The following is a 14653-nucleotide window of genomic DNA, read 5'->3' on the forward strand; positions in this document are numbered from 1 at the left end:
TCTGACATGGTCGGAACAAACACCGAAACCCTCGTGATGAGCGGCACGCGTCGCGGCACCAAGCCAAAACCTCGACGCTCAGCGTTCAAACGGGTCGGGGCTCCGCTGTTGGCTGTCGTCGCGCTTGTCGTGCTCTGGCAGGCCGTGTGCGTCGTCTTCAACGTGCCGTACTACATCGTGCCGTCGCCTCTCGAGGTCGGCCAATCGTTTGGCGCGAACATCTCGACGCTGCTTGAGCACTCTGCTCCCACGGTGATCGAGGCGGGCGCAGGGTTCCTCGTCGGAAACTCGATAGCGATTCTGCTCGCCGTGCTCTTCGTGCACTGGAAGGCGGCGGAAGACGCCCTCATGCCGGTCGCCGTCTTCATTCAGACGGTGCCGATCGTCGCCATCGCTCCCGTGCTCGTTCTGATGCTCGGAACCGGGTACGCACCGAAGATCGTCATCGCGGCGCTCATCTCGTTCTTCCCCACCCTCGTCAACATGGTCAAGGGCCTCAAGGCCGTAGAGAAGGAGCATCTCGAGCTGTTCCGGCTGCTCTCGGCGTCGCGCTCCGAGACGTTCTGGAAGCTGCGCGTCTTCGCCTCGATGCCGTTCCTCTTCTCGTCGCTGCGCATCACGGCCACCACCTCGGTGATCGGCGCCATCGTCGCCGAGTGGATCGGCTCGCAGCGTGGCCTCGGGTACATGATCATTCAGGCGACCTACAACTTCGACACCCCGCTGCTGTACGCCACCATGATCATGGCGTCGCTTGTCGCCGTTGTGTTCTTCTCGATCGTCTCGGTGCTTGAACGCCTGTTCGTGACGTGGTCTGCTGAGTCCAAGATGTAATCACGAGCCTCACAGCTTGGGGGTCGATGTCCGCCGGGAGGCGCGCATCGGCCCTCAATTCACCACCCGAACACCCAGACCACCCGAGTACCCAGGAGGATGCGATGTCTCGACCATTGGATGGCGTCACCGTCATCGACTTCACGCAGGTGATGCTCGGGCCCTCCTGCACGCAGGCGCTCGGAGACTTCGGCGCCGACGTCATCAAGATCGAGCGTCCGGGGTCGGGCGACCTGTCACGCAGCGGCGTGCTTGCTCACACCGGGCAAGACAATCCCGTCTTTCTCAGTCTCAACCGCAACAAGCGCGGCATCGCGGTTGATCTCTCGACGGATGCTGGTCGCGCGGTGATTCTCGATCTGCTGCGTGACGCCGACGTCGTCGTCAGCAACTTTCGCCCCGGCGTCATGGAGCGCCTCGGCCTTGACTACGACGCCGTATCGGCGATCAACCCGCGCATCATCTGGGCGGCGGGCTCGGGCTTCGGCGCGTCAGGCCCCTACGCGCACAAGGGCGGTCAAGACATTCTGGGGCAGGCGTACTCCGGTGTGATGAAGCGATTGGCCGACCCAGAGCATCCGGTGTCGATCTATGCGACGCCGATCGCCGACTACACAGCGGGCCAGCATCTGGTGCAGGGCATTCTTCTCGCTCTGCTTCACCGCGAGAAGACGGGCGATGGCCAGAAGGTGGAGGTGAGTCTCTACAACTCGATGCTCGCTATGCAGATGCAAGAGGCGACGACGCGCCTCATGTACGACCAGGAGCTCAATTGGGCGCTCATGCCCTTGAGCGGGTGCTTCCCGACGGCGGACTCCGAGATCGTCATCGTCGGCGCGTTCAAACCGAATCCGCTGCGCGACATCTGCGCTGCGCTTGAGCTGCCCGATCTGTCGATCGAGGAGCGCTTCTCGACGCTCGAGAGGCTGAAGGAGAATCGACGCGAGATTCGGCAGCTCATCGCCGACCGGCTGAGGGAAGGCACGAGCGAACGCTGGCTCGCCGCGCTCGAGAGGGAAGACGTGCTCTGCGGGCCGGTGCGCAGCCTCGCCGAGGCGCTGGCCGACCCGCAGACCGCCCACAACAACATGATCATCGAGTTCGACGGCGGCAGCGGGCAGATCGTCAAGACGATTGCGTCGCCCATCGCGATGTCGCAGGTGGCATCCGAGATTCGGCACACGCCGCCGCGGTTGGGTGAGCACAGTCGCGAGCTGCTGCTGGGGCTCGGGTACGACGCTGCCCGCATCGACGAGCTCGTCGCGAGTGGCGCCGTGCAATAGCGGCCCAGCTTTTCGCTGCATACCTCCGGACAACGTGCACCGGCACACCCCAGCACAATATCCGCAACTATGCACTGTATCCAGACAACGCCCCCGAAAAGGAGTGACGACATGGTTTACGTGATCGGATCGGCCTGTGTCGATGTGAAAGACCTCGCGTGCATTGACGCGTGCCCGGTCGACTGCATCTACATCGGCGAGCGCACCCTCTATATTCAGCCGGAGGAGTGCGTTGACTGCGGTGCCTGCGAACCGGTGTGCCCGGTCGAGGCAATCACCTACGTCGACGACGTCGAGCCCGAAGACGAGAAGTTCGTCGACATCGCGTACGAGCTCTTCGAGAAGGTCGGCTCCCCCGGTGGCGCAGACGCGCACGGCCCGGTCGAGGACCACCCGACGATTACCGCTCTTCCCCGACGCTGACGCTACCGAGCAGCTCGGCCGTCGCCTCCCAGAGACGGGCCTCGCGAGCCCTGTCGAGGGCGAACGGTTCGACATCGCGCTGGCGTGTCTTCACAACGAAGGCGCCGTCGCGTAGGTGCGACCAGCGTTCGTCGAGCGTGACCGAGGCGAGCGCCGGCCCCGAGCGCGCGGGTGACGAGATGCCGGGAATGCGTTCAAGCATCCTCCCCACGCGCAGCATCGCAGCGCCCTGCTCGCGAAACAGGCCCGTCCCCGGCATGTAGCCGGGCTCAAAAACCGCGACGCCGACGCCGTCTGGCGCACGTCGTTGCAGTTCATGCGCGTAGTAGAGCAGCGCGAGCTTCGAGTTCGAATACGCCACTCCGGCCGCGCGCGTCGTCGGCGTCTCGCCGGCGGCTAAGGGGGTCGCGAGTTCGAGCGGATCTCGCCACTGCGCAGGAGGCACCCCCAGAAGACGGCGAACCGCGTTCAGATGGTAGGTGTTCGAGCCGAGCAGAACGACACGCGACGGTGAAGCGAACGAGTCGAGCAGATCGCCGATCAGCTGGGCGTGGGCAAGGTAGTTGACAGCGAACGTGAGCTCGTAGCCGTCGGCCGATGCCCGTCGCGTATCGACAACCGAGGCTCCGGCGTTCGCGACCAGGGCCCGCAGAGGTGCAACTGCTGCGGCATCCACGAGCTCTTTCACTCTCAAGCCAGCCGCTCGCACGTCTGAGAGCTGCGCGAGGTCCGCGGGAATCGTCTCAACGTGCGCTCCTTCCGCTCGGGCGTTCTCAGCAACGGCGTCGAGGCGCGGCCCCTCTCGCCCGACAAGCAGCAGATCGGGCCGCTGGGGCGCAGGACGGCGCGCCATCGCCATCACCGCCGAACGCCCCAGGCCGCCCGTCGGGCCGGTGACGAGCACCGTGCCAGCGCTCACCAGGGAAGCACCCCCTGCGCCGAGACGAAGGTTCCGGTTGGGCCGTCCGGGCGCACCTGCGCCATCTTCACGATGATCGCAGCGCCCTCCTCGACGGTCTGCGTTCCCGTGCGACCGTTGAGATCGGTGTTCGTAAAGCCCGGCTCTACCGAGTTGATGCGAATGCCGGGGAACGCCTTCGCGTATTGGATGGTGATCACGTTCACCGTCGCCTTCGATGCCGGGTAGCTGACGGCAGGGTAGAAGTGGGTGAAGCTCTCGGGGTCGCTAAGTCCCGAGAGTGTCGCAAGGCCACTCGCGAGATTCACGATGACGGCCTCGGTGGAATGCTGCAGCTGAGGCAGGAAAGCGCCGATCGTTCTCACCATGCTGAACGCGTTTGTCTCGAATGTCTCGCGCATCTCGTCGACCGTGGTGTCCGCCGGCGTTGGAATTGCGTTGCCCGCGAGGCGGGGCTCCATTCCCGCGTTGTTGATGAGAACGTCGAGTCCGCCCTCGCTCTCGATCGTCGCGGCGGCAGCGCGGACGGACGCGTCGTCTGTCACATCGATCTGCACGAACCGACCTCCGACGTCCTGTGCGGCAGCCCGACCCTTTGCCTCATCACGAGCCCCGAGATACACGGTGTGTCCTGCGGCGATGAGCTGTTTTGCTGTTTCTTTGCCGAGGCCCTTGTTGGCCCCGGTGATCAGTGTTGTTGTCATGCACCCAGCGTCACTCTTCGTCGCGCGCGCAGGCAGTCGTCTGTGTGTCGTAGGACTGCCAGGGCCAGGGCAGCGTGCGAGAACAGATGCACACTTAAGGGGTGGAGAATTGGGATTTCGCGGGAGCCGTGCGGCGGTGGCGCGAACGAGTCGCACCGGATGCCGTCGGGCTGCCGGCCGGAGGGCGGCGCCGTGCTCCGGGCTTACGCAGGGAAGAGCTCGCGGGCCTCGTCGGCATCTCCGTCGACTACCTGACTCGGCTCGAACAGGGGCGCGCGACATCGCCGTCAGTCCAGGTTGTCGAGGCGCTTGCCCGCGGCCTTCGCCTCAGCGATGGCGAGCGCGAGCTGCTCTTTCAGCTCTCGGGCCAGCCCGCGCCGGGCAGCAACGTCGTCTCGGCACGCATCACCCCGAGCGTGCAGCGCATTCTCGATCGACTCTCGAACACCCCGGTCGCCGTCTACGATGCCGCGTGGACGCTCGTCACCGCGAACGCACCGTACAACGCGCTGATGGGCGAGACGACGGCGTGGAGAGGAATCGAGCGCAACGCGGTCTGGCGCAACCTTGTCGGCCCAGGCAACCGCGCCGTCCATACGCCAGACGAGAAGGCAGACCTCGAAACGCAGCTTGTCGCCGATCTTCGCCTCACTGCGGCGCGGTACCCCGCTGACCGGCGCACTCGCCAGCTGGTCAGCGAGCTCAGCGCCCAGAGCCCGCGTTTCGTCGAGCTCTGGAGCGCGGACGCTCCGGCACCGCGCCCCGGCCGGCACAAGGTCATCGACCATCCGTCGGTCGGCCGCATCGCGCTCGACTGCGACACTCTCGTTGTCGCTGAGGACGATCTGCGCCTCATGGTCTATTCAGCAGAGCCGGGCACCGACGACGCAGAGAGCCTCTCGCTCGCCATCGTGCTCGGAACGCAGCAGCTCGTTGAGTGACGCCCATCCGACTCGCGCTACCGGGACAGCAGCTCGCGAATCACCGCTTCGATCTCGGCCGGCGACTCCTCGGCCATGAAGTGCCCCGCGTCGGTAGTGTCGTGCGCGAGGTTCGGCGCCCACCGTTTCCACAGCGCCGCGGCGTCATAGCCAAGCGCAGCACCCCAGTTCTGCTGCACAACGCTCACGGGCATCGCCAGCTGGGTTGCCAGGTCGGCATCCGCCTGGTCGTGCACGATGTCGATGCTCGCCGTCGCCCGGTAGTCGGCGACGATCGACGGCACAGCTCCCGCGCTCGCGTCGAGGTAGGCACGGCGATACTCCTGCGGAATCGACGCGGAGTTCTTCGTCCACGCATCGAGGAAGTACCCAAAGAACGCCTCGGCGCTGTTCTCGATCATCGTCTCGGGAAGCCCAACAGGCTGCGCCATCAGAAAGAGATGAAAACCGACGGATGCCGAGACGCCCTGCAGCGCGTTCCAGCTGTCGAGTGTCGGCAGCACATCGAGAAACGCGGCGTGCGTCACGGCGTCTGGGTGGTCCATCGCCGCGCGAAACGCAACAAGCGCCCCGCGGTCGTGACCGACGAGAGCGAAGCGGCTGTGCCCGAGCGCGGCGGCAACGGCGACAGCATCCGCCCCCATCGTGCGCTTGGAATACGTCTGCCCGTCATCGACCGGTTTGTCGCTCGCTCCGTACCCACGCAGGTCGGGAACGATCACCGTGTGGTCGGCGGCGAGTGCTGTGGCGACGTGCCGCCACATCAGGTGAGTCTGCGGAAAGCCGTGCAGCAGCACGATGGGGCTGCCGCTTCCGGCGACGGCAACACTCAGACGGGTGCGGTCTGCGGCGGGGATGCGGTGGTAGTCGAATCCGGGAATGGCGAGGGTCACTGTGGTTCCTTCTGTTGTCGGTGTGTAGTTTCCACGGTGCCCAAGGGCGATCAGCAGCTGATCAGCAGCTGGGGGCGTGCGATTCTCTGCCCGTAGACTCGCCTCATGGCCACGCTGCAGGTTCTCGGCCCGATGCTGGCGCGCAATTCCGCCGGTGAGGCGATCTCGCTTCGCGGCCCGAAGCACCGCGCGGTGCTTGCGCGACTCGCCATCGCCCGCGGCCGCACCGTGCCTCTCGCTGTGCTCATCGACGACCTCTGGAATGAGGCTCCTCCCCCGCGGGCTCGCGGATCGATCCGCACCTTCGTCGGCGATCTGCGACGGGCGCTCGAACCCGATCGGCCGCCGCGAGCGCAGCCAGCGCTTCTCGTGACCGAGGCGACGGGCTATGCGCTCAGGCTGGGAGAGGATGCCGTCGATGCGACGCGCTTCGAGCGCACTGTCGCCGACGCGCGCACGCTGGGCCCGAACGACGCCGCCGCGGCCCTGCACGCCGCGCTTGCCGAGTGGCGCGGCCCTGCCTACGCCGATTTCTCGGAAGAACGGTGGGCCGCGGCCGAGCGCTCACGCCTGACGGAGCTGCGGCTGAACGCCGTCGAGGCGTCTGCCGACGCACGCATCCGGCTCGGCTGCCCCGGCGAGGTGGTGCCCGATCTCGACGCCCACGTCACAGACAATCCGTGGCGCGAAGAGGCGTGGCGGCTGCTCGCTCTGGCGCTCTACCGCTCGGGAAGACAGAAAGACGCGCTCGATGTTGTGCGGCGAGCGCGTGCGCGCCTCGCCGACCAGCTGGGGCTTGATCCCGGCGACGCGCTGGTGCGCATGGAAACCGAGATTCTCACGCATTCCGACACGCTGGGATCGCCGACGAGCCCACCGGATGCTGCGAGTACGGTGTGGGCGAAGGCAGCGGCGAGCTCCTCCGGCGGTGCCGCCCTCGGCGCTCGGGCGCGGCTGCGCTCGACAGTCGATCTGCTGCGCAGCCTCGCCATCGCGGGAGGCGATGGTCTCAAGGCAGCCCAGCAGCAGCGCGTCGCGACGATCACCGCGGCCGAACAGCTTGGCGACCCTCAGCTCACCGCGCGGGTGATCGGCTCGTACGACGTGCCGGCGATCTGGGCGCGCTCTGACTTTCCAGACCTCGCTGCGCAGGTGGTCGCCGCCGCCGAGCGCACACGTGCTTCACTTCCCGTCACGGGTCAGGATGCCGCAAAGGCACGGCTTCTCGCGACAATCGCCCTCGAGTCCCGCGGCGGCGGCAAGCCCCGCAGCCGGAAGGCGGCCAGCGAGGCCGAGTCACTCGCGCGCAGTCTCAATGACCCGGCGCTTCTCGCGTTCGCGCTGGGCGGCGTGTTTATGCAGAGCTTTCACCGCGCGGGGCTCTCCCCGACGCGCGACGCCATCGGAGCCGAGCTGATCACCCTGTCTGCCCGCAACGACCTCCCCGCCTTCGAGCTTCTCGGTCGGCTCATCAGGCTGCAATCCAGCTGCGCACGAGGCGACATCGCGGGCGCTGACGAGCAGGCCGCCGCCGCGGACGCTCTCGCCGAGCGCTACGAATCGCCGCTGATCACCGTGTTCACTACCTGGTACCGCGCGCTGCGCCTCGCGCTCACGGGAGCCGAGGCATCCGAGGTCGCTGCCGCGTACCGCGCCGCCGCCCCGCTGCTCGATCGCTCCGGAATGCCGGGCATGCAGCGTGGTCTGCTCGAGTTGGCGCTGCTCAGCGTGCGCGTGCAGCACCACCTCGCCCTGCCCGAGCCGGGCACGACGGATTGGGGCCCGTACGCTCGCTGGGTCGAACCGCTGCTGCTCGCCGAATCGGGCGCCAAGGATGCCGCGAGGGCAGCGCTGCGCGATCTCCCTGTTCCTCCCGCCGACCACCTGCTCGAGGCGCTGTGGACCCTCGTCGCCCGCGCGGCCGAGGCTGCGGCAGACGACGAATCGCTGCAGCGCGCCCGCGACGCGTTGCGACCGGCACGTGGCGAGCTCGCGGGGGCGCAGTCGGGCCTTCTCACCTTTGGCCCGGTCGTCACTCGGTGATCAGGGTGCAAGACGAGCTGGATTTTCGTACCTCACCCTTCGCCAGGAACGGGCGCCTCGACGAACTCACCCTCGCGCGCACCACGCCTGTTCGGCGGCTCGACCTCGGCAGCGTCGAGGAATGAACGGGCGAGCACCGTGCCCGAGCCGTCGGCCAGCCAGATGAGCAGCCGCCCCGGTTCGTGCCGCGCAGGCACCGTCATGGTGACAGCATCCGAAAGCTCGAATGGAACCACGTGAACAGTGCTTGAGGAGGTTTCGTGGCGATACGGCACCTCCGCAATTCGCGCTCCAGCGCTCAGCCAGGCCGCGTGAAGGCACCCACTCACCGTGCTGGCGCCGTGGTGCGAAACATGCACATCGAGCGTGAATTTCTCTGCGGGCGGCTCGATGTCAGCACCGGCACGCAGCGGCAGCATGTCGAGAACCAGCACGGTCTCGGCATTCACAGCTGCCGGAACGCAGCCACCCCAGTCTTTGCGGCGCCGGTCCTCCGTTAGCAGCCCGGCGCCCTCGTGCTCAACGTCGGCGAACTCCGTGTAGATGTAGCCAGCGAAACGATCGTGCCTCCGCATCTCCTGGGTCTCCCAACGCAGATGCCAAGCTCGCTCGAGGCTCGTGAACCCCTCGCCATACTCGCCGTTGACGATCGGAACACCGTGTCGAGGAAACTCCGACGTCCCATAGAGCGACTTATCGACGATGAAGTCAGGGGCGAGCCTGACAGGAAAGGTCTCCCGCGTGCCCTCGGCGATCTCCGCCATCGCGTGCTTCCACGTCGCCAAGTCGGGTTCGTAGTAGTGCCAGTCGACAATATCGCTCTTGACATGCGACCAGCCCGAGTTCTCGATGATGGGGCGAGTATCGTCAAGCGTGCGAAGCCGATCGTATGCCCGCACTGCCGCCTCGGCACGCGCTGTGCTACCCGGAATGTCCCAGTCGAGACCCCACTCTTCGTTGTACAGCCCCCAGATCACGATGCTGGGGTGGTTGCCGTCACGCTCCACCATCGCGGGAAGCTGAGCGTCGAATGCCTCCGCAGCTTCAGCGGAGAACCTGCTCGGACACGCTGGCTCTGCCCACACGAGGGTTCCGGTGACATCGGCCTCATGCAGCCAGAGCGGCTCCTCAAACTTCAGATGTTTGCGCACGAGGTTGTAGCCGAGCTCACGCGCCAAATGTATGTCGCGCTGCAGCGCCTCATTTGTCGGCGCCGTCAGCCCGGTGTCGGGCCAGTAGCCCTGGTCGAGAACGCCGCGCATCGAGAAGCGAGTGTCGTTGAGGTACAGACACTCTCCGCGCACCTCGATGCGGCGGAGCCCTGTTGTCACGATAACGCTGTCGGGGAAGCCACTTCCGTCGTCAACGGTGACCTCGACCCGATACAGGTGCGGGCTCTCGGGTGACCACAGCTGCGGTTCGTCGATCTCGATGCGCCCGCGCAAGCGCCCTGAGCCGTCGGTTTCCAGCTCGATGCCCGCATCGGCTCCGACAAGACGCGCGCGCACAGCGGCATCCTGTTGTCCTCTCAGCGTCACCGCGATGCCGATGCCCGTGAGGCTGTCGCCGCGCACCTCGACGGTCTCGGCGTAGGTGGCCCCCCGCGCTTCGAGCCACACGCTCTGCCAGATTCCCGATGTCGGGGTGAACGCGACGCCGTCGTAGTCGTCACGGGGAATCGAGCGCTGCTTGCCGTGCGGAATCGCACGCTTATCTGCCGGAGCCTCGACCTCAACGGTGAGCTCTGCATCAGCTCCGACGGAAAGATGATCCGTGAGATCGATCTCGAATGATTCGTATCCGCCGACATGCTCTCCGACGATCGCGCCGTCGATCAGCACGACGGCGCGGTGGTGCACGGCACCAAAGCTCAGCACGATGCGTGAGCCAGCCCACTCCGATGGCGCCTGGATAACGCGGCGATACGTTCCACTCTCAAGCCAAGTCCGATGGATGCCGGAAGCCTCCGTCTCCCAGGCAAACGGCACGGTGATCGGCGCCACGATACCGTCGGCGCTGAAATCCCAGCGGCCGTTCAACGACACCCACCGCGCAGAACGGTCGCGATCGGGCCGCGGGTACTCGGGCCGCGGAATCGGTGCTCCGACGGCGGGATCGATATCGATGGTGTCGGTCGAGGAGAGGGACATATTCAGCCTTTCACGCTTCCTGCGAGGATGCCGTTGATGAAGTGACGCTGGAGAACAATGAAGAGAACCAGCAGAGGGATGAGCGCGATAGAGCTCGCGGCAAGGAGTTCACCCGTCACTGTGGCGTAGTCCGCGCCGATGCGGTTGCCCGTGATGTTCTGCGAGAGAGTCGAGAGCACCACCTGCAATGTCGCCATCTGGTCGGAGTTGGCCACGACGACGGGCCAGACGAAGTCGTTGTAGATATTCATGATCGTCAAGACGGCCAGGCCGGCGAGCCCTGGGCGGATGACCGGCACGACCACGCGCCAGAAGATGCCGAATTCGCTGCAGCCGTCAACGCGTGCTGCGTCGAGCAGCTCGTCGGGCACGGCGCTGATTACCTGTCGCATCCAGAAGATCGCGAAGGCATCGATCGCGCCGGGCAGAATGAGCGCCTGGTACGTGTTCACCCAGCCCAGCATCTTCATCTCGAGCAGAAGCGGAATGATTAGCACGATCACCGGCAGCATCAAGGTGATGAGCACGGTTCCGAAGATCAGGTTCTTTCCCCTGAACTCGTACTTCGCGAACGCGAAGGCGGCGAGCGGGGCGAAGAAGAGGGTGATCGTTCCCTTGACGACCAGCACCACCGCCGTGTTGAGGAACCCGTTTCCGATGGGAACGTCGTGGAACATCGCGATGTAGTTGTCGAGAGTAAACGAGGTCGGATCGAAGACGAGCGGATCCGTGATGATGTCGTTCGCCGGCTTGAAGGCCGAGAGCAGCGCCCACGCAACCGGTGCCAGGAACGCCACCATCAGCACCAGAAGAAAGATGTGGCTTCCCACGCGCAGGCTCGGCCGGTCTCGGGGCGCCCGACGATCGGAGCGAGGCGTTTGCGTCTGCTCATCAGCTGTCATTGTTGTCGTTGTGCGATCGATATCTGTCACTGTCAGTCCTTCGCTCTCAGCAGCCGGACGAAGAACAGCGAGAGCACCATCACGAGAATGACGAGCAGGAAGGAGTTCGCCGCTCCCGTTCCGAGGTCGGCGCGCGTGATGTGGTTGTAGAGGTAGTACCCAGCCGTTGTCGTCGAGCTGTATGGTCCGCCTTGCGTGACGACGAACGGTTCAGCGAACATCTGGAAGACAGCGAGCGTCTGCAGAACGACGGCGAACATGATCGTGCGGCGAAGTAGCGGAACGGTGATGCTCCACAGCTGACGCAGTCGCGATGCGCCGTCGAGCTCCGCGGCTTCGTAGAGCGCGTTGTCGATCGACTGCAGCCCAGACAGCACAATGATGATGATGAACCCCGTGGTCTTCCAGAGGAACAGAAGCGCGAGTGTGGGTTTTGCCCAGGCGCTTGTGGTGAGCCAGCCGATCTCGGGAGCACCAAACACGCCGAGCACGGCGTTGATTGCCCCGTGTCGCTGGTCGAACAGCACGACCCAGATCTGGGCGACGGCGACGAGCGGAGTCACGAACGGCACGATGAATGCCACACGGTACATTCCGCGCATACGCAGCTTCGCCGAGTTGAGAAGCACAGCGACGACAACGGCGATGACGACCTGGATGGGAACGATCAACAGCCACAGGACACCGGAGTTCGCGAGAGAGTTCCAGAACGCCGGACTCGTGAGCAAATACGTATAGTTGCCCCAGCCCACCCACTCCGCGGCACCGGTCCCGCGCCAGTTCGTGAAGCTCAATCTCGCGGTGAAGATCAGCGGGTAGATGCTGAACGCGAGAAAGATGGCGACGAACGGGGCGACGAACACATACGGTGCGGCGCGGCGTCTGACTTTCGCGACGGACGGTCGGCGGCTGGTGTGCCGGTCCGCGGAGGGGAGAGCAGTGGTTGTCATGTCGTTGCGTATGTCACTGTCGATCGATCAGGTTCTTCTGAATGGCGTCAGACGATTGGCTGATTACCTGTTCTGGGGTGAGATCGCCATCGAGCATCCGCTGAATATCGTTTCCGAGATACTCAGCTGCGCCGCTCCACCACGGCGGAATGGAGGTGCCGCTGGGGATCTGAGCTCCCGCTTTCGTCGCGACTTCCCAGAGGTCTTGCCCACCGAGTGCGTCAACGGGCTCGAACAGAGGAGAGGCCGGGTCCGCCGCCGGAAGATACGCCGGAATCGACGTGTTCAGACCGTTGGGGTAAACATCGTTCGGACCCCACACCGCTGAATATCCGGCTTCGTCGTACATGAGGAACTCGTAGAAGAGCCACGCGAGTTCGGAGTTCTCGCCATCCTTGGGCAGGACGAATGATGATCCACCCATCGCTCCGCTCCGAGCACCGCCGTCTTCCCAGGCGGGAAGCTGCATTGCCTTCCAGTCTCCGCTCGTCTCGGGCAGCAGTTGCTGAGGCGCGAAGCTGAACCAGATCGCCCATGGGTAGAAGACTTGGTTTCCGTTCTCGAGTTCAGCAATGTCGGTCGGCGTCAGGTATTCGGCGCGCGTGCCGAGCCCCTCGGAGCGAACGGTGTCGAGGAACGTGAGGATCTTCTCGTACTCAGGGCTGTCGAGACGAAGCTCGCCGTCAGCATTCGCAATCGATGTGCCGAGCTGGCTCGCGTACATTTCGAGCTGCAGTTGGCCGAGGAACGCCGACTGCTCGAGATGGATCGGATGCGAATCGGGATTCACCTCCTGGTACGCGCGTGCCGCGTCGAGAAGATCGTCGTAGGTCTCGATTGCGCTCACGTCCACGCCCGCTTCATCGAGGGCTGCCGCGTTATAGAAAAGCAGTCCTGGGTCGAGGTCATAGGGAACCCCATAGATATCGCCGTCAATCGTGTTCACGTCGACCTTCTGCGGGGCGATGTCGTCGACGTAGGGGCCGAGAACGTCGCTGAGGTCCCAGAGGTACTCGGCGTAGCCACTGACCATCGCATCGTCGAGAAACACGCCATCGGGCACATTGGTTCCGGTGATGAGCGTGTTCTGAAGTTTGGCGTCGATATCAACGGCCTGGTGATTGACGGTGATGTCGGGATACTTCTCGTTGAAGTCGTCAATGACGCCGTCGAAGACTTCAAACAGATCGCCCGAGCGATCCCAGATCGTGATCTCGCCTTCGGGGTTCTCAGAGCTTGGAGCTTGCAGGCGATCGGATGCTGTTTCGTCGACGCCGCCTGTGATGTCGGGGCCGCAGGCCGTCAACGCCAGCGTTGCGACGGCGATCGCGCTGACGGTGACGAGGCGGGGGCGGCGCCGGGTCGGGTTGGGGTACATGGACACTCCCTTGTGAATTTTCCAACGTATGCAAACTGTAGCGGACGTTTGCACACGTTGCAAACGATAGGATGAACTCATGCCAGCAACACTTCGCGATGTCGCAGAGCGAGCCGCTGTCTCGGTTCGCACCGTTTCAAACGTTGTGAGCGGCTATGAGCACGTGAGCGCACGCATGCGCGCAAAGGTGCTCACGGCGATCGAGGAACTCGACTATCGCGCCAATCCCGTTGCCCGCACGCTGCGCACCGGGCGCACGGGAATGCTCGGTCTCGTGGTGCCCGAGATTACCGTTCCGTACTTCAGCGAACTGGCGCGTGACGTCATCAACGCGGCAGCCGAATATGGGTATCGCGTGATGATCGATCAGACGGGCCACGATCACGAACGCGAGCGCCAGCTGCTCACGGGCGATGACCGCACGATGCTGTTCGACGGTCTGCTGTTCAGCCCGCTCGTCACAAAGTCGGAGCTGCTCGAGATGCACGGCTCAACGAAAATGCCTCTCGTGCTGTTGGGCGAGCACGAATTCGATGGCAGCTACGACCATGTAGCGATCGACAACATCGCGGCCGCGAAGGATGCCGTCTGTCACCTGATTGAGATCGGGCGCACTCGCATTGCGGCGATCGGAACGCAGCCGCTTGAGGAGTACGCGACGCCGCTGCAGCGTTCCGCCGGCTACACCGCAGCCCTCGACGAAGCAGGGATCGAGACGCGCTCGGAGTACGCCACGACGGCCGCCCACTACAGCCGGGGTGACGGATATGCCGCCGCGCAGGCGCTGCTCGAGCTTTCGCCCCGACCCGACGCGATCTTCTGCTTCTCGGATCTTCTTGCCATCGGTGCCATGCGCGCAATCTTCGATGCGGGCCTTCGCGTTCCCGAAGACATCGCCGTGATCGGCATTGACGACGTTGACGAGGGCCGATTCACCCGTCCAACGCTCAGCACCGTATCGCTCGACACCCCATTCATCGCCCGTGAGGCGGTGCGCCGCATCGTGACGCGCATCGACGACCCGAGCACGGCGGCCGAAGAAGTCATCGCTCCGCACCGACTCGTCGTGCGTGAAAGCACTCAGACGCCCTAGATTCTGCGCTTGAGAAGGCACTCTTTCGTCGCGTTCATGTCCGGTTCGACGAGTGCGTTTTCGGGCACTGATTCGAGCTGCTGCCGTGTCGGTGCCGCGTGTCACACTGAGATCACACCGCAGGCTCACCGATTCGAAAG

The 14653-nt window shown here is 64.8% G+C and carries 13 protein-coding genes; 6 read left to right on the forward strand and 7 right to left on the reverse strand.

Annotation, left to right across the window (positions count from 1 at the left end; translation table 11 throughout):
* The first annotated feature begins 6 nt into the window (after positions 1 to 6).
* From HCR84_RS15945 to fdxA, 3 genes are all read left to right on the forward strand, one after another.
* A complete protein-coding gene (locus HCR84_RS15945) occupies positions 7 to 834 on the forward strand; it encodes an ABC transporter permease (protein WP_166979398.1) in 828 nt (275 codons plus the stop codon).
* Positions 835 to 938: 104 nt separating this feature from the next.
* Complete coding sequence (locus HCR84_RS15950; protein ID WP_166979396.1) at positions 939 to 2117, forward strand: CaiB/BaiF CoA transferase family protein; 1179 nt, start codon at positions 939 to 941, stop codon at positions 2115 to 2117.
* A 111-nt stretch (positions 2118 to 2228) separates the two neighbouring features.
* On the forward strand, positions 2229 to 2540 hold the full coding sequence (gene fdxA, locus HCR84_RS15955) for a ferredoxin (RefSeq protein WP_166979395.1): 312 nt from the start codon (positions 2229 to 2231) through the stop codon (positions 2538 to 2540).
* On the opposite strand, the gene HCR84_RS15960 is transcribed toward fdxA, so the two are convergent.
* Positions 2518 to 3459 (reverse strand): SDR family NAD(P)-dependent oxidoreductase, encoded by a 942-nt coding sequence (locus HCR84_RS15960; protein ID WP_244972514.1) that lies wholly within the window; start codon positions 3457 to 3459, stop codon positions 2518 to 2520. The two genes, fdxA and HCR84_RS15960, sit on opposite strands and share 23 nt — an antisense overlap.
* Complete coding sequence (locus HCR84_RS15965) at positions 3456 to 4163, reverse strand: SDR family NAD(P)-dependent oxidoreductase (protein WP_166979393.1); 708 nt, start codon at positions 4161 to 4163, stop codon at positions 3456 to 3458. The genes HCR84_RS15960 and HCR84_RS15965 overlap by 4 nt, the downstream gene beginning before the upstream one ends.
* A 101-nt stretch (positions 4164 to 4264) precedes the next feature.
* Here HCR84_RS15965 and HCR84_RS15970 point away from each other — a divergent pair, with 101 nt between their 5' ends.
* Positions 4265 to 5104: a helix-turn-helix transcriptional regulator gene (locus tag HCR84_RS15970; protein WP_166979392.1), complete on the forward strand. Its 840-nt coding sequence runs from the start codon at positions 4265 to 4267 to the stop codon at positions 5102 to 5104.
* Between the two features lie 17 nt (positions 5105 to 5121).
* Here the strand turns inward: HCR84_RS15970 and HCR84_RS15975 are convergent, their stop codons facing one another.
* Positions 5122 to 5997 (reverse strand): alpha/beta fold hydrolase, encoded by an 876-nt coding sequence (locus HCR84_RS15975; RefSeq protein WP_166979390.1) that lies wholly within the window; start codon positions 5995 to 5997, stop codon positions 5122 to 5124.
* 105 nt (positions 5998 to 6102) lie between these two features.
* On the opposite strand from HCR84_RS15975, the gene HCR84_RS15980 reads away from it, so the two are divergent.
* Positions 6103 to 8040, forward strand: coding sequence for an AfsR/SARP family transcriptional regulator (locus HCR84_RS15980; protein WP_166979389.1), 1938 nt, complete (start codon positions 6103 to 6105; stop codon positions 8038 to 8040).
* A gap of 32 nt (positions 8041 to 8072) precedes the next feature.
* On the opposite strand, the gene HCR84_RS15985 is transcribed toward HCR84_RS15980, so the two are convergent.
* Genes HCR84_RS15985 through HCR84_RS16000 form a run of 4 tightly spaced genes read right to left on the reverse strand, consistent with a single transcriptional unit; the run spans position 8073 to position 13420 of the window.
* Entirely contained in the window at positions 8073 to 10190 is a 2118-nt protein-coding gene (locus HCR84_RS15985) for a glycoside hydrolase family 2 protein (protein WP_166979387.1), read from the reverse strand.
* Positions 10191 to 10192: 2 nt separating this feature from the next.
* Positions 10193 to 11122: a carbohydrate ABC transporter permease gene (locus HCR84_RS15990; RefSeq protein WP_218043588.1), complete on the reverse strand. Its 930-nt coding sequence runs from the start codon at positions 11120 to 11122 to the stop codon at positions 10193 to 10195.
* 2 nt (positions 11123 to 11124) lie between these two features.
* The gene (locus HCR84_RS15995) at positions 11125 to 12042 is read right to left on the reverse strand and encodes a carbohydrate ABC transporter permease (protein ID WP_166979386.1); all 918 of its coding nucleotides are present in this window, start codon (positions 12040 to 12042) and stop codon (positions 11125 to 11127) included.
* A 13-nt stretch (positions 12043 to 12055) separates the two neighbouring features.
* On the reverse strand, positions 12056 to 13420 hold the full coding sequence (locus HCR84_RS16000; RefSeq protein ID WP_166979384.1) for an ABC transporter substrate-binding protein: 1365 nt from the start codon (positions 13418 to 13420) through the stop codon (positions 12056 to 12058).
* 79 nt (positions 13421 to 13499) lie between these two features.
* Between HCR84_RS16000 and HCR84_RS16005 the strand changes: the two genes are divergently transcribed.
* Positions 13500 to 14513: a LacI family DNA-binding transcriptional regulator gene (locus tag HCR84_RS16005; RefSeq protein WP_166979383.1), complete on the forward strand. Its 1014-nt coding sequence runs from the start codon at positions 13500 to 13502 to the stop codon at positions 14511 to 14513.
* Positions 14514 to 14653 lie beyond the last annotated feature (140 nt).

The sequence above is a fragment of the Paramicrobacterium fandaimingii genome (assembly GCF_011751745.2).
GTDB classification, from domain to species: domain Bacteria; phylum Actinomycetota; class Actinomycetes; order Actinomycetales; family Microbacteriaceae; genus Paramicrobacterium; species Paramicrobacterium fandaimingii.